At 51.3% G+C, this 20,011-nt stretch carries 17 protein-coding genes; 13 read left to right on the forward strand and 4 right to left on the reverse strand.

Going from position 1 to position 20,011, the window contains the following annotated elements:
• Window position 1: 1 nt before the first annotated feature.
• Window positions 2-1,045 carry a tRNA (adenosine(37)-N6)-threonylcarbamoyltransferase complex transferase subunit TsaD gene (gene tsaD, locus NST44_RS10645; protein WP_340899276.1) on the forward strand — a complete coding sequence of 348 codons (1,044 nt, stop codon included), beginning with the start codon at window positions 2-4 and terminating at the stop codon, window positions 1,043-1,045.
• A gap of 727 nt (window positions 1,046-1,772) precedes the next feature.
• Here tsaD and NST44_RS10650 read toward each other — a convergent pair.
• Complete coding sequence (locus tag NST44_RS10650; RefSeq protein WP_144878969.1) at window positions 1,773-3,725, reverse strand: ABC-F family ATP-binding cassette domain-containing protein; 1,953 nt, start codon at window positions 3,723-3,725, stop codon at window positions 1,773-1,775.
• A 174-nt stretch (window positions 3,726-3,899) separates the two neighbouring features.
• Here NST44_RS10650 and NST44_RS10655 point away from each other — a divergent pair, with 174 nt between their 5' ends.
• The 11 genes from NST44_RS10655 (at window position 3,900) to NST44_RS10705 (ending at window position 13,253) form a co-directional block, all read left to right on the forward strand.
• Window positions 3,900-4,568 carry a 5-formyltetrahydrofolate cyclo-ligase gene (locus NST44_RS10655; RefSeq protein ID WP_213616384.1) on the forward strand — a complete coding sequence of 223 codons (669 nt, stop codon included), beginning with the start codon at window positions 3,900-3,902 and terminating at the stop codon, window positions 4,566-4,568.
• Window positions 4,559-5,035 (forward strand): cyclic pyranopterin monophosphate synthase MoaC, encoded by a 477-nt coding sequence (gene moaC / locus NST44_RS10660; protein ID WP_028405901.1) that lies wholly within the window; start codon window positions 4,559-4,561, stop codon window positions 5,033-5,035. Before NST44_RS10655 ends, moaC begins: the two co-directional genes overlap by 10 nt.
• A 46-nt stretch (window positions 5,036-5,081) precedes the next feature.
• The gene (locus NST44_RS10665; RefSeq protein WP_007132342.1) at window positions 5,082-5,573 is read left to right on the forward strand and encodes a MogA/MoaB family molybdenum cofactor biosynthesis protein; all 492 of its coding nucleotides are present in this window, start codon (window positions 5,082-5,084) and stop codon (window positions 5,571-5,573) included.
• Window positions 5,574-5,838: 265 nt separating this feature from the next.
• On the forward strand, window positions 5,839-6,075 hold the full coding sequence (tatA, locus tag NST44_RS10670; RefSeq protein ID WP_007132343.1) for a twin-arginine translocase TatA/TatE family subunit: 237 nt from the start codon (window positions 5,839-5,841) through the stop codon (window positions 6,073-6,075).
• An 83-nt stretch (window positions 6,076-6,158) separates the two neighbouring features.
• Window positions 6,159-6,935: a twin-arginine translocase subunit TatC gene (gene tatC, locus NST44_RS10675; RefSeq protein WP_210094499.1), complete on the forward strand. Its 777-nt coding sequence runs from the start codon at window positions 6,159-6,161 to the stop codon at window positions 6,933-6,935.
• A gap of 512 nt (window positions 6,936-7,447) precedes the next feature.
• Window positions 7,448-7,729 (forward strand): co-chaperone GroES, encoded by a 282-nt coding sequence (groES, locus tag NST44_RS10680; RefSeq protein WP_007132345.1) that lies wholly within the window; start codon window positions 7,448-7,450, stop codon window positions 7,727-7,729.
• A gap of 63 nt (window positions 7,730-7,792) precedes the next feature.
• Window positions 7,793-9,427 carry a chaperonin GroEL gene (gene groL / locus NST44_RS10685; protein ID WP_028405904.1) on the forward strand — a complete coding sequence of 545 codons (1,635 nt, stop codon included), beginning with the start codon at window positions 7,793-7,795 and terminating at the stop codon, window positions 9,425-9,427.
• Window positions 9,428-10,132: 705 nt separating this feature from the next.
• On the forward strand, window positions 10,133-10,408 hold the full coding sequence (locus tag NST44_RS10690; protein ID WP_340899284.1) for a hypothetical protein: 276 nt from the start codon (window positions 10,133-10,135) through the stop codon (window positions 10,406-10,408).
• An 88-nt stretch (window positions 10,409-10,496) separates the two neighbouring features.
• Window positions 10,497-11,207 (forward strand): DUF421 domain-containing protein, encoded by a 711-nt coding sequence (locus NST44_RS10695; RefSeq protein ID WP_340901429.1) that lies wholly within the window; start codon window positions 10,497-10,499, stop codon window positions 11,205-11,207.
• A 255-nt stretch (window positions 11,208-11,462) separates the two neighbouring features.
• Window positions 11,463-12,581, forward strand: a complete 1,119-nt coding sequence (locus NST44_RS10700) for a stalk domain-containing protein (protein WP_007132349.1) — start codon at window positions 11,463-11,465, stop codon at window positions 12,579-12,581.
• Between the two features lie 36 nt (window positions 12,582-12,617).
• Window positions 12,618-13,253, forward strand: coding sequence for a pyridoxamine 5'-phosphate oxidase family protein (locus NST44_RS10705; RefSeq protein WP_007132350.1), 636 nt, complete (start codon window positions 12,618-12,620; stop codon window positions 13,251-13,253).
• A 156-nt stretch (window positions 13,254-13,409) separates the two neighbouring features.
• Here NST44_RS10705 and NST44_RS10710 read toward each other — a convergent pair whose 3' ends face one another.
• The 3 genes from NST44_RS10710 to NST44_RS10720 form a co-directional block, all read right to left on the reverse strand.
• On the reverse strand, window positions 13,410-13,583 hold the full coding sequence (locus NST44_RS10710) for a hypothetical protein (RefSeq protein WP_007132351.1): 174 nt from the start codon (window positions 13,581-13,583) through the stop codon (window positions 13,410-13,412).
• Window positions 13,584-13,988: 405 nt separating this feature from the next.
• Window positions 13,989-17,588: a cohesin domain-containing protein gene (locus tag NST44_RS10715; RefSeq protein ID WP_340899289.1), complete on the reverse strand. Its 3,600-nt coding sequence runs from the start codon at window positions 17,586-17,588 to the stop codon at window positions 13,989-13,991.
• A 125-nt stretch (window positions 17,589-17,713) separates the two neighbouring features.
• Window positions 17,714-18,259 (reverse strand): cohesin domain-containing protein, encoded by a 546-nt coding sequence (locus NST44_RS10720; protein ID WP_340899291.1) that lies wholly within the window; start codon window positions 18,257-18,259, stop codon window positions 17,714-17,716.
• 288 nt (window positions 18,260-18,547) lie between these two features.
• On the opposite strand from NST44_RS10720, the gene NST44_RS10725 reads away from it, so the two are divergent.
• A complete protein-coding gene (locus NST44_RS10725) occupies window positions 18,548-19,936 on the forward strand; it encodes an extracellular solute-binding protein (RefSeq protein WP_007132354.1) in 1,389 nt (462 codons plus the stop codon).
• Window positions 19,937-20,011 lie beyond the last annotated feature (75 nt).

The raw sequence follows: 20,011 nt of genomic DNA on the forward strand, positions 1-20,011 counted from the left end.
CATGATAGATGAAAGAATAGATCGGGAGCATAGCTGTATCTTGGCTATTGAAACCAGCTGCGACGAAACCTCGGTTGCGGTCGTGAAGGATGGGTACGAGGTGCTCTCGAGCGTCATTGCAAGCCAGATTGAGACCCACAAAGCTTTTGGCGGCGTAGTGCCCGAAGTGGCCTCAAGGAAGCATGTCGAGAGCATCACGATGATTATTGAACAGGCGGTGGAAGAGGCCGGAATCGAGATGAAGGACATTTCGGCCGTCGCAGTCACCCAAGGCCCCGGCCTGGTCGGTGCGCTGCTGGTCGGCGTTATGGCAGCGAAGAGCCTGGCCTTTGCGCTCGGCAAGCCGCTGATCGGTACGCATCACATAGCCGGGCATATTTATGCGAACCGGTTCGTTGGGGATATAGAATACCCAAGCATGGCCCTGGTCGTATCCGGCGGGCACACGGAGCTTGTTCTCATGAAGGAGGAGGGGAGCTTCGAGCTGATCGGCAGGACGCGGGACGATGCGGTCGGCGAGGCGTACGACAAGGTTGCACGCGCGCTCGGCTTCCCGTATCCCGGCGGACCTCATGTGGATCGGATGGCGCTGGAGGCGCCGGACTCCATTGAATTGCCGCGGGTCTGGCTGGAACCCGACAGCTACGACTTCAGCTTCAGCGGATTGAAGTCTGCCGTTCTGAATGTCGTTAATCAGAGTAAAATGCGCGGCGAGGACGTCCGGATCGAAGCCATCGCCCGCGGCTTCCAGGAGTCCGTAGTGGAAGTGCTGGTCGAGAAGGCAGTCCGTGCCGTCAAAGAGTATGGTTCAAAGCAGCTTCTCTTATGCGGCGGCGTGGCCGCCAACAGGGGCCTGCGCAGCGCGCTGACGGATCGCTGTCAGGCGGAAGGCATCCGGCTCACGATTCCGCCGTTCCAATATTGCACGGACAATGGCGCCATGATTGCAGCGGCCGCTCATTTAAAGTGGAAGCAGGGCAGCTTTACGCCGCTGGATATGAAGGCCGATCCCCAATTGCCGTTGGAGGATTGGGCGAAATTTTAGGCCATGCGCGGCGTTTGCGAAATGCTGGGAAGGAATAAGCAGAAATTTAGAGCCTGTCGTCTCTGTTTAAAGGGACGGCAGGCTTTTTGCTATGCTTCGGAATATTGCATGTGAACTTGTCATCAGCCGGGATCAATCATTGCTTCATGGTGGTGATGAATTGAAGATAAGGTGATGGCTGTGTTAATGCTCACCACGCGCGATGGGACATAGCAAGACGGAGGTACAGCCCCGTGTTTACATGGAGCGGCTTCTTCGTGATTGTGAAATTCGGATGCTGTCAAGTTGTGAACAAAGTTATCCACATATCCGGTAAAAAATGTGAATAAGTAAGAAAAATGTCGATAAACCGGACTTCTGAAAAGGAATGAAATAAGGGGACATGATTTTCATTTTTGCCGGTGGATTCTGTGGATAATGTGTATAACTTAGTGGATAATGTTGGATATCAGGCCGTGAACGCTCGGATAACAACAAAAAAATGGCCATTTCGGCCATTTTTAAGTTTGACTTATGCACCAATTCTGGGGATAAGTTTGTGAATAAATCCAATCCTTCATTTGAAACGATTTTGTGAATTTTTTTTGAAGGTGATTAGAAGGTCCCAGAAAAACATGGCGCCGATGTCGATTCAACATCGAATCTGGCCCGGACCAAACACCCCGTCACCGCCTCGGACCGTCAACATGAGACGGCTTAGAGGGCGGCTCGTTAGACGGGAGGGACATTAGTCTTCCAGAAGAGCTTCCCACTCTGCAAAAATTTGATCAAGCTGCGCTTTCTTCTCATCAAGGGACTGCTGCCGCTCCTGAAGCGCCATGTAATCCTGATAAATCTCAGGTTGCGCCATTTCTTCCTCCAGCGCGGCAATCTCGGACTCAAGGGTATGAATCTGTTCCTCCAGGCTCGCCAGCTTGCGCTGCCGATTCCGTTCCTCGCGCTTGGCCTGCTTTTCGGCTTCGAAAGAAAGGGCCCCCTGCTTCTCAACAGGGGTCTCCTGCTTGGCCTGAGGCTTTATAGCATGCCGGGCGAAAGGCTCGGACGGTTCATCGTCCATATCCAGAATCTCCTGCTTTTTCTCTGTATAATCGTCATAATTACCCAGGAAATGTTGAATGCCGTCCGGATGAAGCTCGATGATCCGTTCCGCCATTTTGTTGAGGAAGTAGCGGTCATGGGAAATGAACAGCAGTGTTCCCTCGTAATCGATCAGAGCCGATTCAAGCACCTCTTTGCTGAATAAATCCAAATGGTTCGTCGGCTCGTCGAGAATAAGCATATTGGCTTCAAGCAGCATCAGCTTAGCGAGCGACACGCGTGCTTTCTCGCCTCCGCTTAAGGAGCTGATCTTCTTGAGCACGTCCTCGCCGCTGAACAGAAAATTGCCGAGAACGGTGCGAATTCGGGCTTCCTCCATATGCGGATAGGCGCTCCAAAGTTCCTCAAGCACGGTATTGCTTGGATTAAGCTCCGATTGCTCCTGGTCATAGTAACCGATCTTTACCTTGGTCCCCCATTGCAGCGATCCGGCAGTCGGCTTCATCGTTCCGATCAGGCATTTCAGGAGCGTAGACTTGCCGACCCCGTTCGGACCGATCAATGCAACCGTCTCCCCGCGATGCAGATCGAAGGACGCATGCTCGAATAATGGCTTGCCCGGCTCGAAAGCGACCGACAAGTCCCGAACCTGCAGCACGTCCTTGCCGGACATATACTCAGGCTCAAAGGAGAAATGGGCTTTTTTCAAATCCCCCATTGGCTTGTCCAGACGTTCCATCTTTTCCAGCGCCTTGCGGCGGCTTTGCGCCCGCTTGGTCGTTGACGCCCGGACGAGATTGCGCTGGATAAAGGTTTCCATGCGCGCAATTTCCTCCTGCTGCTTCTCATATTGCTTCAGCTGGGATTCGTATTCAGCTGCCTTCAGCTCGATATAACGGCTGTAGTTGCCCGTGTATTTCTTGGAATGGCGGCGTTCGATTTCGACAATGGTCGTAACAAGCCGATCCAGGAAGTACCGGTCATGGGATACGACCAGCAGCGATCCTGAATAACCGCGAAGATAATCTTCAAGCCAAGTCAACGTGGCGATGTCCAGGTGGTTCGTCGGTTCGTCGAGCATAAGCAGATCGGGCGCCTGCAGCAATATTTTAGCGAGAGCAAGCCTTGTTTTCTGACCGCCGCTCAAAGTAGAGATGGGCGTATCCGGGGAGAAGCCGCCAAAACCCATCCCGTGAAGCACGCTTCGGATGCGCGTTTCGATCTCGTACCCGCCTTGGTCCTTGAACCAGTCGGAACGGATCGCGTAACGGTCCAGCAGCTCTTGATATTTCTTCGGATCCTCGCTCGATTTCGGGTCGGCAATTTGTTCTTCCATCGAACGGAGCTCGCGCTCCGTCTCGAGCAGCGGTGCGAACACGTCCAGCATCTCATTCCAAATGCTCCGTTCCGATTGAAGACCGCTGTTCTGGGCAAGATAGCCGATCGTCGTCTCCTTGGCTTTGAATATTTGGCCTCCGTCGTAGGACATTTCCCCCGCCAAAATTTTCAGCAGGGTGGATTTGCCGGCTCCGTTCACGCCGACCAGTCCGATGCGTTCACGCTCCAGCACTTGCAGATTAATTCCTTCAAGCACCGGGGTTACTCCATATAATTTCGTTATGCCATTGGCCTGCAGCAGCATAGATGTGAAACCTCCATCAATCGATATACTTCAATTAAGAAATGGTTCGTAATACAGTAAGTTTACCTGAAAACGGTGGAACAATCGACCTTGATATTGACTTTGCGTCTTTCTTGGCTAAAGGGAGGAACAGTGGTAAACTAGTCTTAATTAAACGTGAGAGGAAGAATCACGTTGTCGAAATTTGATGAAGAGAAGATTTCAGGAAGCATGAAACAACAGCTGCGGGAGCAGATGACAAGGCTCCGGAGCGAACTCTCCCCGGAGGAGCGGTCGGAACGCTCGCGTCAGGCATGCGGGCATGCATCCGAATTAATGAAGCAGCATTCATTCAAGAGCATGATGATTTATGTTCCTTTCCGCTCCGAGCTGGATACGAGGCCTTTGGTGGAATGGGCCTGGCAGGAGGGGATTCGGGTTATCGTCCCCCGGAGCATTCCGAAAGACCGCTCCATGGAGCTGTATGAGATCCGCTCGTGGGACGAGTTGGCCCCGGGTGCATATGGCATCATGGAGCCTGATCCGAAGCGGGTAAGCAAGTATTCGGCCATGTCTCCTGATGTCATCTGGGTACCCGGGCTTGCCTTTGACCCCGACGGCGGCCGCTTAGGTTACGGCGGCGGTTACTATGACCGGCTGTCCGGCGCGCTTGAGCCGGATTCAAGGACGGAAGAGGCGGAAGAACGCGGTAAGTCATGGTGGATCGGTCTCGGTTATGAAATTCAGCTCGTGAATCAGGTCCCGATGGATGAGCATGACCGGCGATTGGACGGCGTGATCACGGACAAGGGTTACTATAGAGCGGGCATTCGCTCGCAGCGGAGGGATATCGGATGGAACTGAGTCATTTTAACCAGCAGGGCAGAGCCCGTATGGTTGACGTGAGCGATAAGGACATAACGGCCCGGACAGCCGTGGCGAAAACGACGGTGCGGATGCATCCGGATACGCTCGCGCGAATTCAAGAAGGAAAGATCGGCAAGGGCGACGTCCTGGCAGTGGCTCAAGTCGCAGCGATTATGGCTGCGAAGAACACGTCAAACTGGATTCCGATGTGTCATCCTCTGCCTCTCACCGGCGTGAACGTCGATTTCAGCGACAATGGAAGCGATGAGCTGTATATCGAAGCAACGGTGAAGACGACAGGAAAGACCGGGGTCGAGATGGAAGCCCTGACCGCCGTTTCGGCTGCGGCATTGACGGTATACGACATGTGCAAGGCGCTGCAGAAAGACATGATCATCGGTCCGACCATGCTGGTCAGCAAATCCGGCGGGAAGAGCGGGGATTACATAATGGAAACAACTTAATATCGCTATACCGGAGATTCGGATAGAGTGGGAAGGAGAGAGGCTCATGCTGTGGAAGACGGCGATCCTGACGGCGAGCGATAAAGGCTCGCGAGGAGAACGTGAGGATACAAGCGCTCAGGTGATCCGGGAGCTGGTAGAGGAAGAGCTGGGCGGTGAAATAATCGAATACCGGATCGTGCCGGATGAGCAGGATGAAATTATTGCTGCATTGATTGAGCTGACGGATTATTACCAGGTGGATCTTGTTCTGACCACAGGCGGGACAGAGCTTGCCGTCCGCGACGTTACGCCGGAGGCGACAAGGCGGGTCATTGAACGGGAAGTGCCGGGCATTGCGGAGGCGATGCGGGCAACCGTGATGCAGAAGAACCGGAGCGCCATGCTCTTTCGGGGCGTCTGCGGCGTTCGCGGCCGCACCTTGATTGTCAATCTCCCGGGCTCCCCGAAGGGTGTGCATGAAAATTTGGCTGCCGTCATGGACCAGCTTCCTGAAGCGCTGCTGATGGTGACCGGCCAGTATCGGGAGCAGCTTTAAGCATAGCCGCTGATTTGGCAGGCTTGGATTTAACAGTATCGATCATTCACTAGATAAATATGTAAATAATCTGTCACGATTGCAGACTGTATATGTGATTTACATTATGGTATGATGGCGATATATTGTACGAGGTTAAATGATGAATCGTCCATTGTAATTGTCGGTTTGGTTAACACCTGTGAAGTCAAAGGTTTGACGGATTGCTTTAAGACTTTCCTGAAGTCCTTGAATGGCAATAAGCAGGACAAGGAGGAGAATAGATATGGGCTCTACGATCGGAGTGCCGGGCATTATCCTGCTCGTGATCTTGGCGCTGCTGCTGTTCGGTCCGAACAAGCTTCCTGAATTGGGACGGGCTGTCGGCAGAACATTCCGTGAATTTAAGAACGGCACGCGCGAGATTCTGGCGGAAGATGAAACACCGGCTAAGAAGAAAGAGGAGGCTCCCCAGCAGGCTGTAGCACCCAGCAAGTCTGAGGACAAGCGTCTTCCGGAATAAGCATATGCATTAGCAAGCTGTGAAATCCCTCCTCCATGGGAGGGATTTTGTTTTGTCAGGGTCACAATAGGGTGGTGTCTATCATGTCAAAGCCAATGAAAGAGATGGCGCTTGTGGAGCATTTAGGCGAGCTTCGCAAGCGGATCATCGTCGTGCTTGTCGTATTCGTGGCTGGCCTCATCGGCGGAATATTTGTCGCGGAACCGATCTATCATTACTTAACGGCAGCGGAGCAGGCGAAAAATTTCGAGCTGCATGCCTTCTCATTCTGGGACGGTATTGGAATTTATATGAAAATTGCCGCGATCTTCTCGCTGGTCATTTCCATCCCGCTGATCTTTTACCAGCTGTGGGCGTTCGTGAAGCCGGGATTGCACAAAGACGAGCAAAAAGCGGCAGTAAGGTATGTTCCGTATGCGTTCATCCTGTTCATCGTAGGTATCGTATTCGGATACTATATTGTTTTTCCGATGACATTGTCCTTTACCACCATGATTACGAAGAGCATGGGACTTACGGAAACGTACGGCATTACGAATTACCTGAATTTTATGTTCAATCTGGTGCTGCCGCTGGCGCTCTTGTTCGAGCTGCCGCTGGTGGTCATGTTCTTAACCCGAATCCGGATCCTCAATCCGCTTCGGTTGCGGAAAATGCGGAAGCTGGCTTACTTTGCGCTCGTATTCATCGCGGTGGTCATCACGCCGCCGGATTTCATCTCGGATTTCCTGGTGACGATTCCGCTTCTGCTGCTATATGAATTCAGCGTGTTTCTGTCTTCAAAGATCTATCGCAAGCAGCTGGAGGCGGATATGGAGCGGGACAGCCGTTATGTCTCGTTGGATGAGGACACTGATTGATATTTACGTACACACCCCGACAGTCTGACTTTGTACCGGTACCGGTCTTAGTCTGATTGCCGGGGTTTTGCGCATATAACACGTTGAACTCTTCCATAAACCAAGGGTGAATACTCCGATAAACAGAAATGTCGATCTGACAGCTCCTTCCCCAGACCAGCTCTACCAGTCTGGGACAGTCTTCTGTCAGCTGATCGAATCCGATTCGAATATTTGACGGGGGAGATATCCTATGAGATCAGCCGCTTGCTCATCCATAAGCCCCTACAATGGCGGGAAGATTTAAAGGCATATTTCGGCGGGGCATGGATACAATGGTGAAGTGGGTTTTGCGGACAAACCGAAGGAGCGGGAACCCTCAAAAAAATGATCAGAAATTGATGCAAAGGACTTGAAATCTTCAATCAACTTGAGTATCATAAAGTTGGTTGTTAGCACTGAGACCTGTCGAGTGCTAATACATAAAGCTTTGAAAAAAGCATTACAACATATTTAAAGGAGGCTATTTTTTCATGATCAGACCTTTAGGTGAACGCGTATTGGTAGAACCGATCGAACAAGAAGAAACTACAGCATTCGGGATTGTACTTCCTGATTCCGCTAAGGAAAAGCCGCAAGAAGGCAAAATTATCGCTGTAGGCAGCGGCTCCCTGAAAGACGGCGTTCGCGTACCTTTGGAAGTTAAAGAAGGCGACCGCGTAATCTTCTCCAAATACGCCGGCACGGAAATCAAATACGAAGGTAAAGAATATTTGATTATGAAAGAAAGCGACATCCACGCGATCTTAGGCTAATGCACGCCTGAATATATCTTGTTTCCATTTTTTCTATAAATCCACTAGGGAGGATGTTATACCATGGCAAAAGACATTAAGTTCTCTGAAGACGCCCGTCGCGCAATGCTTCGCGGTGTTGACGCTTTGGCAAACGCAGTGAAAGTAACGCTCGGACCGAAAGGCCGCAACGTGGTGCTTGAGAAGAAATTCGGAAGCCCGCTCATCACGAACGACGGTGTTACCATCGCAAAAGAAATCGAGCTGGATGATGCATTTGAGAACATGGGTGCACAGCTTGTTAAAGAAGTTGCTACCAAGACAAACGACGTTGCCGGTGACGGTACAACGACGGCTACGGTTCTTGCTCAAGCCCTGATCACGGAAGGCTTGAAGAACGTAACGGCAGGCGCAAGCCCGATCGGCATCCGCAAAGGGATCGACAAAGCCGTTCGTGCAGCGGTTGAGGAGCTTCACAACATCTCCAAGCCGGTTGAGAACAAACAATCCATCGCTCAAGTTGCAGCCATCTCCGCAGCGGACGACGAAGTCGGCGAACTGATCGCTGAAGCTATGGAAAAAGTGGGCAACGACGGCGTTATCACCGTTGAGGAATCCCGCGGCTTCGAAACCGAGCTCGAAGTGGTTGAAGGTATGCAGTTCGACCGCGGCTACATTTCTCCGTACATGATTACGGACACGGACAAAATGGAAGCGGTGCTTGACAATCCTTACATTTTGATCACCGACAAAAAAGTAACGAACACGCAAGAAATCTTGCCTGTTCTTGAAAAAATCGTTCAACAAAGCAAGCCGCTGCTCTTGATCGCCGAAGATATCGAAGGCGAAGCGCAAGCGATGCTGATCGTGAACAAGCTGCGCGGTACGTTCAATGCGGTAGCTGTTAAAGCTCCAGGCTTCGGCGACCGTCGTAAAGCTATGCTGCAGGATATCGCTGCTCTGACAGGCGGCCAAGTGATCACCGAAGAACTGGGTCTTGACCTGAAATCCACTTCGCTGGATCAACTGGGTACGGCTCGTCAAGTACGCGTAACGAAAGAAAATACCATCATCGTTGACGGTGCCGGAAGCAAGGAAGACATCGAGGCTCGCGTGAAGCAAATCCGTTCCCAGCTCGAAGAAACGACTTCCGAGTTCGACAAGGAAAAACTGCAAGAGCGTCTTGCTAAGCTTGCTGGCGGCGTAGCTGTCATCAAAGTCGGTGCTGCTACTGAAACAGAGCTGAAAGAACGCAAGCTGCGCATTGAGGACGCCCTGAACGCAACTCGCGCTGCAGTTGAAGAAGGTATCGTATCCGGTGGCGGTACGGCTCTGATCAACGTTTACGGTGCCGTAGCGAAAGTAGCCGAAGCTCTTGAAGGCGACGAGCAAACTGGCGTGAACATCGTGCTTCGCGCACTGGAAGCTCCAATCCGTACGATCGCTGCCAATGCGGGTGAAGAAGGTTCCGTTATCGTGGACCGTCTGAAGCGTGAAGCAGTGGGCGTAGGTTACAATGCTGCAAACGGCGAGTGGGTGAACATGATCGACGCAGGTATCGTTGACCCTGCGAAGGTTACGCGCTCCGCGTTGCAAAACGCTGCATCCGTTGCTGCAATGTTCCTGACTACCGAGGCTGTTATCGCCGACAAGCCTGAGCCTGAAAAAGGCGGCGCTCCAGACATGGGCGGCATGGGCGGCATGGGCGGCATGATGTAACAAAGGGGTCAAAAACCCTATAATACCGCATAATGAAAGGCTCCCGAGAGGGAGCCTTTTTTATATTATTGAAAAGATGGAAGTGATCATATCTCTTCTATTTCAGGTTTAGAACACGCAAAATTGGTTGAGGCTGAAGTCCGACGTTTTGCGAAGCGGCTATTAGAAAATGTCGTCCATTTCGAATGGCCGTCATGAGCTCGATAGCCCTTGGTTTTTGGCGTAACCCGCTCGGACATGGTTCATCCTGAACATTCATGAATATACTGTTCGTAAATGATTCAGGAGGAGCCAATGGACCTGTGTCCGAGGGGGGCTGTCGTTTTTACCCTGATACTTCCGTCCAGCGAGAGAAGAAGCTACGGACTCTTTATTAGGTGAGGCATTAAAAATAATTGAACAAGCAATCAAGGACGGACCCAAGATACCCAGACAGCAATCACAGGGATATGGCATTTAAAATCTAAATTGAAGACCGTAAACATGCCAGCAGAGAGGATCTCCTTTTACATTTAAACCTTCACGGGAAGGTTTACACATGACGGAGTGCGGAGTGATGAATTTGGACGAAGATGAGGGAAAACGGATCATTACGTTTATCGTAGTAGCTGTGATTATTTTTTCACTTATAACCAGCCCCGCGGAAGGAGATGGGGGAGATGACAATATTCCGATCATAGTGAACTAGTGATGGGGGTAAGAGCAGTGAGGAAGAATGGGAACAGTGGTAACGGAAAGAACAAAAAGAATGGAAAGAACAAGAAAAACTCACTGCCCCAAATATCCCCTCAACAGATTGCAGTCATCGTCGGATTGCTTACAAACGCGTTGGAGGTCGAGTCCGTCTTAATCGACAGGGATCAAAGAATCCAAATCTTATTGGAAGGATCCATAAGGAAGAAAACAAAAGCAGATAAAGTGGCAGAAGAACTGGATGATATAAGTGTCAGCGATCTAATAGAAGCTTATATTCTCCGATGAGCAAATATGATATAGGGATTTCTCTGTTTAATTCTTCCACACTTGCCCATACTAAAAATATATAACGATAATCGGAGTGTGGGCGTTGGTGATTGAACATGTTGTCATTCTAATTCGCAGCATATCGGCATTTGTTCTATTGCTGATCATTACGAGATTCTTAGGAAAACAGACATTATCCAACATGAATTTCCATGAATTCGTAACTGCAGTTATTTTAGGGGCCATTGCTGCGAACTTTGCTTTTAACGAAAAAATAGAAATCGGACATTTATTAATCTCGCTCGCGGTCTTTACATTCACTTCGTATGCACTTTCTAAAATTGTGATAAAAAACCGGAAAGTCCGCATGTGGACTGAAGGGACACCGACGATTCTTATCGAGGGTGGAAAAATTCTCGAGGAGAATTTAAAGAAAAACCATCTAACATTAGACACATTAAATCAGATGCTGCGTCAAAAGGATATTTTTGATTATGGCGAAATCGAATACGCTTTATTGGAGATCAACGGGAAAATCTCAGTGATGAAAAAGAAGGAATACCAGAATGTAACGTTAAAAGACTTGAGAAAGGGATCCAAAGACGTTGGACAATTTCCGATTGAACTCGTAATGGATGGTCAACTATTAGAGGGGAATCTAAAGGTCAACAATATCCCTCCGGAGTGGGTTACAGATAAACAAACCGCTCGCGGGAAGCAGCTGGAAGATGTCTTTTATGCAGTAAAGGGGAGTAACGGACAACTGTATATTGATTTCTATCATGATAAAATAAGCCACCCCATCGATATAGAATAAATCAGGAGCACGTTAACCAAGAAATCGAAAACTCCCGGAGCGAAAAAATCGGCCCGGTTCTTAAATACAGCCCGTCCCCTTTATATCAAGGAGGCGGGCTGTGTTTTGTAAGGGATCCCGGTATACAAGTCTAACAAAGGAACTATTTCTCGTCCCAAAGTCACAAGCTTGTCTCCATTTTGTTACAACCGCGTAACAGAAACGGGGGCTGCCTTCCAATATAATGAAAGGAAGTGAATTGGAGGGGGAGAGGACATGAATAAGAAACTTGCGGCTGGAGCAGCGATTCTGCTGATGTCCGCGATATTGGCGTGTACGCCTGCACCGCAGCAGGCACAGGCAGCTGATCAGATAGAGCTGCTGGTAGATGGAGAGGCGGCAAAGGCTGCCGGGCAGCCGTTTTATAAAGGAAAGACATTGTATATTCCGATTAGAGTACTGGGTGAATTCTATCCGTATACGTTTCATTGGGACAATAAAAGAAAGATCGCTACGCTAAAGTCTTCGGATGGAGCCAGCGTTTTTAAAGCGGGAAGCAAGCTGGCAACGGCAGTGGGAATGGGCGAAGTCGTATTATCAGGTCCTGTTCTGCTGAAAAATGGCCATTTGTACTTTCCTGCATACGATCTGAACACTTTCACGGGGGCGGAGCTCGTTACGAATACCTCCGGCCGGGTTGATATCCGTTCCGGCTCGATGAGCACGAGCGTACGTGTTCCGACCGAACCGATCGCTGTAGCGGAAGAGAATCCGAAGGTGAAGCTGTACCCTGCCTTGAAGGACGGCGATAAATACCGCGGATTTATTTTGGAGGCTGAAGGCAAGCGATTGCGGTTTAACTGGGAAATTCCAAGATTTCCGAATCGGCCGCCTCAGCTCTTCTACGCGGACGTGAACGGTGACGGCAAGCCGGAAGCGGTTGCCGTGTTTGTGACAGGCTACGGAACCGGGGTGTATGTGCAAGAGATTCACGTCGTCAGTGTGAAGGACGGGAAAGAAATCAAGGTAACGCCTCCGGAGACAGCGGCAGAAGAGGTTGTCGCATCGAGCATTCAGCTTGAGGGTTCAGAGCTGCGGATCGACCTGAATTTACGAGGGAAGTCTCCTAAAAAGCTCCAGCTCCGAATGTCGGATGCGTTTCCCGATTACTCATACAGGACGGAGATCGGCTTCGGCGGGGTCACGTATTATCGGGTGGAGGGGAACAAGCTGATTGCAAGTTCGGCGGGGGATATTGGGTTTGCTTATTATATCGGCGACTTTGAGTTCACATATGCGAACGGTCCGGACGGCCTTCGTCCAGAATCCGTCAAGTTGAAGAACCTGATTGATGAAATCTCGGTAGAAGGTCAGGACAAGCCTGCAGGGAAATAAACGACGGATTCAATACGAGGGTGAGGAGGAACTTATATGGATCAGGGACCGTTTCGTTCCATCGTGACGACCGAGGAGGAGCTCCGATCGATGTTCGGGGAACCGAATCAGGTGGTCAAGCATAAAATGATACATGCTTTGGACAGGCATTGCCGGGACTTTATCGCCAAGAGTCCGCTGCTCTTCATGGCTACGTCGGATGCATCGGGAGCATGCGATGTTTCGCCTCGCGGCGACTCCGCCGGCTTCGTGCATGTGGTGGATGATCACCATCTGGTCATCCCGGAGCGGCCGGGCAACCGCCGCTTCGATTCATTTCGAAACCTGTTGACAAGTCCGGGGATCGGCCTCATTTTTGTCATCCCGGGATTGAAGGAGACGCTGCGAATCAACGGCCAGGCTGTGCTTATCCGTGACGAAGACCTGCTGGAGAAGCTTTCGGCACAGGGCAAAAAGCCATGGCTCGGCATCGGCGTCACGGTCGAGGAATGTTATATGCATTGCGCCAAATCGTTCATGCGTTCCGGAGTTTGGGATCCGAATACATGGCTGCCGGCAGATAAGCTTCCGAACCCATCCCGCATTATCGCCGATCATGTCAACCAGGAAGGCGTGTCGGAGCAGTCGGTTGCGCAAGGCTTGCAGGAAAGCTATACGAAACGTCTGTACTAACGGGGACGTCCATATCGATGCGTACGCGGAGCATGATCACAGACGCAAAAAGAAGGCGTCCCGAAAGGTCAAATGATCTTATGGGACAGCCTTCTTGCATTCCTGCGGATTCACACGAGGAGTTACCATTAACCTTCCGCGGCTAGGGGATATAGGCTAATCATCATCCCTGCGGTTGCTCTTGGATGCTGCGACCACAAAGGCAATAATGACAAGCGGAATAAAGATAAACCAGGGAATCGTGATCGTGGTCCCCAGCAGCATGGCCAGCAGCAGGAGGACAACCGCCCCGATAATCAAATAGAGGCAGCCTCTACCGAACGTCTCCATCTTCCATCAGCTCCTTTGTTTAGGATAACGTGAAAGACAAGAGCAAAGTTCCATTATTTTTTCCAATCATGAAAAACTCTAATTCGGGATATTCCTATTGCCACAGGCTGCGATCGCCGCGATGACATGTACCCATAGCATATCCGATGACGTTAAAACGCCATACCGTAACCGACAAGCTTTATGCTCACTCATGAATGGGTGTTTCAATGGTTTGCGACTACATAAGAATTCATAGGCCGTTTACAGTGCCATCACGCCCTGCGGTCACGCTGGCCTCCGTAATCGGCTTGGTGCAGCTTTAGTGTAAAATATGAAAAGCATACCAGATCAAGTGTTTTTTCAAGCAAGACAAAAGCGCCCCGCCATCGTCTTAGTGAGACGAATGGCAAGGGCGTTTGGTGGTTAAACGGCAGAATGGAGCTTAAGGACGACCAGCCCCAGGTCGGCGATATCGATCAGACCGTCGCCGTTGATGTCCAGTTCCCGGGTATCCTCATTCACGGCCGTACCCACGAACTTGGCGACCAGCATGACATCCAGCAGGTCGACGGTGCCGTCATGGTTGACATCCTCTGCTACGGCTTTGACAATGCTCACATGCTTCACGATATCTTCGCTGATGTGGTGGAGCTCGCCTGTCTCGTCTGCATTCGCCAATGTCCAGGAGGAGCCTGCAGCAAGCGTAACGGAGGCATTCCCTATCAGATTCAATGCCTTGAAGCTGAGCGTGAACACATCGGTGTCGCCGATGACGCTGCGGTCTCCGGTCAGACTGGAGGTAATAACGGCTTTACCAGGCTCCAAGGTGGTGTTCATGTACGTGCCTTCGCCTGCAAACTGGCCGGCCTGTGCGACGTCGACCAATTCCAGCTTGGATGCATCGTAGCTGATCCGCGAATGCATGCTGTACAATAGATCGGCATCCGCTGCCTTAACGGTCACATCAAACGTTTCACCGGTTTTGGTTTCCGCAGGTGCTGCGAGATCGAACCGGATCCGATCGTTCCCCGGGACTTCCGGTTCCTTCGCCATATTCATCGTAATCCGATACATTTGAGTCCGGTTAAAGGACGGGGCATAGTACAGATGGCCGTCCGGCCCGAGCGTGAACGATTCGGTATCGGCCAGCTCGATGAACTCGAACGTAGCCGGATCGATTGCATACAGCTTCTTCGTCAAATTGGCGAGCAGAATGCCTTCCTTGCTCCAAACCAGATCATAGTTGCCCCAGCGAAGAGCGGTGCCGCTGTCGGCTGGATTGACGTTAAAGTACTTGATGACCTGAAGCGTATTTGGCTCCAGTGCAAATACATAGCCGTTCACGCCGCCCCAGAGCAATCCGTCCGGACCGAAGGTCAGGCCGCCGATAGCAGGAGGGTTGGACAGTCCGGGAATGTCCAGCGTCTTCTCCAGAATCTTCTCCTCCTTAACCGTATCCCACACGAATAGCTTAGCTTCTGAGGCCTTCGGATCAACGGCCATGCCGCCGTTAATGCTGGTGGATCCGTACAGCTTGCCGTCTTTGTAAGCTAGGGAAACGACGCTTTGATCTTGCACGACGTTTCGGAACACGCGATAAGCGGCGGAAGGGTCCGCTGCGGTCGGATCAAATACCGTAATGGCTCCTCCAAGCTCGCCGTAGGTCGAAACGGAGCCGAAGTAAATTTTGTCGCCGGCAAGGGTGCTTGCGCCGATTCGGTCCTGGCCGTTGCCCAGCGTGAACAGCTTCTTCGGATTGCCGGTTCCGTCCGGTTGACCCAGATCGTATTCATAGATATCCCCGCCAGGGTAAACGCCGAAGTACATCCGGTTGCCGTAAGACTCGACCGCGCCGGCCTGCCCCATGCTGAACGTCTTGGCCGTATTCGTTGCAATATCGTAGGCGGCCGCCTTGGAAGCCTGCATGCCGGTAACATAAATTTTGCCGTCAGGGCCATTCACGAATTTGTGGGTAATGGTTGCTGAAGGCGGTAAAATATTTTCATATCGCTTGACGGTATTCGTCTGCGGATTGAAGAACACGATAATGCCGCTGAAATTCATCGTAACCAGGCTTGTGCCCGGCAGATCGGGATCATCGACCTGCACCCAATTCGCGCCCCGGAACGCCGTTTCGTATTCCATTCCGGAATCGGCGACTTCATGTGTTACGATATCAAAGGTTTTGATTTTTTTGTCGGCTGGAAAGTAAATTTTGCCGTTCAGAGATTCTTTCGGCAGATGAAGGCCTGACGAGCTCTTCTCGATCACGACATCGAGCCATTCCCCGGCTTCGATATCATAAATGTAGCGTTTTTGCGGCGTATCGTACCGGATGACCAGGAACTTGTCGTCAACAATGCTCAGATCATACACATACCCGGTTTCGTTAAGGGAGGAAGCAATCTCAACCTTTTCCCCGGTCTCGACATTCACTTTATAGACTTTGCTGTGGGACGTACCTGCATAAATATATCCGTTGCTGTAATCGATGGATCGCACGTATTGCTGACCGGCTCCATCAACCATAATGCCGTAGTCGCGGCTCTCCTTGGTGGCCGGATCATACTTCAATACCCGTCCGCCGGGTCCCGCTCCGATATAGACAGCTCCCGCCTCATCGATGGCAAGACACCAGAACACGCTCTCGGTCGGATGGGTATACACTTTCTTGACGTCCTTCGTAACCGGGGAGTAAGCCCACAGCTGCCCGGCCGAGGTGATATACACCGTGCCGTCCGGCGCGATTTCATGGTTCCACACTTCGCCGCCGCCTTCAAGCGGTAAACTGCGGATGACACGGTAGTCATCGAGATCGACGACGTGGAACATCGGAGGGATGCCTTTTACGGTTGTGTACATAACGTTTTTGCCGTCCTCAATGCCGGCTTCGCCGTCCATCAACCCGACAACGCCGGAAATCGGAAGCGTCCTGAATTCAGGCTCGCCGAATTGAATGTCATCGAGGCTTGCTCCAGGCTGACCTGAAGCCTCTCCGATCGTAATCAGCTTCACTACATTTTCGGAGACGGATTCCATGCCGTTCAGCTGTGCTCCCTTGGCGAGCATGAGCCACGTGCTTCCGCTATCCGCGATGACGTTGAACGTCATCTTAGCGATATCGCTGTCACCATCGATGGCATCCGGCAGGCTCCCCTCCAGACGAATGCTGCCATTCTCTTTATCCGAGGAGAAGGAGGCTTGTGCATCTCCAAACGCACCGGCAGGCTTCACCTCGGCGATCTCCAGCATGGAGGGGTCGTAATAAATGGAGGCGGTAACGCTGGAAATGTCCGCGCCTTCCGTCAAGCTCAGCATCGTGCTGATGGTATCCCCTTGTTCTGCGCTAGCTGGAGCGGACAGCGCCAGCTTTCCCGGAAGCTGGACCGGTTGTTCGTAAGACATCGTAATGTCGTCATAATAAGCGGTTGCCCGGCTGTAAGCGGTCGTGTACAGAATAATTCTGGCATATGCCGCATTCGCCGGCGCTTCCAGGCTTGTAGATGCCGAGGTCCACTGCTTCACGGGAAAGCCCTTCGAGGTGTCGTTATGAAGCGGCTTTTCGGCAATGGATTTATCGGCCGCATCGAAGTAACGGAGGTTCAAGCTTGCCGTCCCGCTTTCTTCCATATACACCGAGGCGGTCACGGTATAAGTGACACCGCTCGTAATATCTAGCTTGCCGCTCATGAGAGCCACGGAATTGCTTTGCGACGTATCGGTGATTTTCAGGCTCTGATTGCCGCTATGGCTGTTCTCCGTGGAAACGGCATAGGTATATTCACCCTCCTTCACAGCAAACATGCTGCTCCAGCCCGGGATGGCGGCTCCAGGAGCGCTATCCTCAAAACCAGGATTGGTTAAAGGCATGCTGACGGATTTGGAAGCCGCCGCCGTAACGCCCGCGGGTGCAGGCTCAGAAGCTGCAGCTGCAGGAGACATGGATAGAAATAGCGAAACGGCCAGCGTGATTGACAGCAGGGAAGCGAGGCTTTTCTTCATTTTTCGAAGGCTTTTATACAATGAAATCCCTCCCGGTAATAAGATTAGGAATGTCTGAATGGATATAAGGAATCGGCTATTCATATTGCTGCCGCATGACAGCTACAGTTTTATGGTGACTTGCAAGCAGGCTGACTCGGTACAGGCTAGCTTGGAGAATCAGACTTTTTGCCTGGGTGGGGGGAGATTTGGAACAACAGCTCCTTCATCGTCTCTAGCGGCAGAAGCCGAAGATCGTTCTTGCCATGTTCATTTACATAGACCTCGGTTGTAATCGCTTTCACGCCGTGTAATTGAAGAGTGGCTGCACCCGGTTTTAAAGCAGTGAACGTCACCTCTGCGACTTGAAGCTTCTTCTTATAGGACGTATCCTTGCTCTCCTTGCGGATCAGCGCAGCGGAAACCTGGCCCTCCTTGGTCTGCGAACTGGATGGGTAGTTGATATACTGATTCGAAATCTTCATCCCTTCATATCGAAGTTGGCTGGAATTGAATTTTAGATTGAACTGCAATCCATATAAATCCTGTAATTGCGAGGCATTTATGCGAATTTTGACCTTGGATCCCGGCTTGAGGGCATTAGGCACTCTCACCAGCTCCAGTTGTCCGCCTGCTGCGGATGCAGGGTAGGGGGCGAACAGACTGACGAGTAGAAGGACGATCATGACCGTTAAACCGTATTGTTTTCTCAATATGATACACCTCCAGTGATTTTGAATGTTGTTTTGTTGAATCAAAGCATGCTTGCTGACCGGGCACGACCTCCTTCCCTTCGCATTCATCTTTCAGAAATCACTTTATTTATTCTGGTATCCATGAGGTATACAAAAATGATAATCTCATTCAAAATTACTGTCAATGTCCTTAAATAGAGAATAAATTGGTGTAAATGTGGTGTATGATCTGTGTAGAAAATGCTGGATATGGTATACTATCCCTACTATGAACATTGCCTTGTTGGTGAATGGGGAGTCTTGACGATGAGCAACAAACCTGATCGTGTCACGTTTCAGAAGCGGTTGGATGAGATGGTAAGCACGCTTCGGCGCGACATTCTCACCTCGGTCCGCCCGCCTGGGGATTATCTGCCTTCCGAGCTGGCGTTGGCAGAGCAGTACATGCTTAGCAAAAAATCCGTCCGCAAGGGACTTGAGCTGCTTGTGGAGGAAGGGTTGATAACGAAAGAACCGCGCGTGGGCAACCGGATCAACGCTCCTGCTCCTGTGCCGAAGGTATCGCTGAAGCTTGGATGCTATCCTTCTCTGGATGATGAGATGGATCTGAAAGGATTGCTTGAACAGTTCCACGCGCAGTATCCCCACATCTCGGTGGATACGATTACACTGCCCTACACGCACTATCCTGAAGCGATCCAGGGGTATTTGGAAAACGGATGGGTAGATGTACTTTCGCTAAATACGTGGAATTTCCGTGAAATGCTGGAGCATGGCGAACTGGATCGGTTTCTTCCGCTGGAGCCGGATCCGGAGGCGTATTCGTTTCTGGGGGATTATCTGGCGCATGAAGGCAGGCTGTATGCCCGGCCGCTTACATTTTCGCCGGTTGTGCTGTGCTATAACAAAACCCTATTCCGGAAGTGGGGCATGCCGGAGCCGGATAGTAGCTGGTCATGGAAGCAGCTGGCGGAGACGGCAGCTCACATCCAAAGAGAGCACCAGTTGTTCGGCTTCTACGCGCATATTGCCTCAACGAACCGTTTCCCGATCGTATTGCTGCAGAAGCACTTTCGGTTTGCGCAAGAAGAAGGCGGATATCGTTATGATGATCCGAAGCTGTGGGACAGCCTCGGCATGTTCCGGGAGTTAATCTACGGACAAGGCTTGTCTGCCTCTTTCCTGTCCGAATCGGACGGGGACGCCGAGAAACTGTTTTTGCAGCAGAAGACGGCCATGGTGATGACGACGTATTATGGATTAAAAATGCTGAAGCAAGCCGATTTCGAATATGATCTCGCCCCGCTGCCTTATGAGCAAAGCGCGAAAACGCTGCTGCTCGTGACGGGGCTGGCCGTCAACCGGCAATCGAAGCAGAAGGAGGCGGCGCGCCTGTTGGTTGATTTTCTTGGCTCGGCCGCGGCCCAGCTGCATATCCGCAAGGAGACGCTGAGCATTCCGGCCCGGAAATCGTCGGCCGAATGGGACGGCGCGGAAACGATGTATCGACCGTCGCGCTTTAACCTATATCGCGAGATCGTCCCAACCTTCAGCAGCTATGCGGACTTGGGCATCACGATGGAGGAGCTGCATCGGCTCCGGAACGAGCTGAAGCTGTTTTGGGCGAATATGGAGCAGGCCCAGGATGCCGCCGCACGTCTTGCAAGCAGGCTTGGAGTGAAATCCCGACAATAAGCCTGTCCCTGCACGGGAACCTCGCCGGATGGGATAGCATATAGGCAGGAATGCAAGCATCGGGACTGAAAAATA

It is taken from the genome of Paenibacillus sp. FSL W8-0919, assembly GCF_038003785.1.
GTDB classification, from domain to species: Bacteria; Bacillota; Bacilli; order Paenibacillales; family Paenibacillaceae; genus Paenibacillus_AQ; species Paenibacillus_AQ lactis.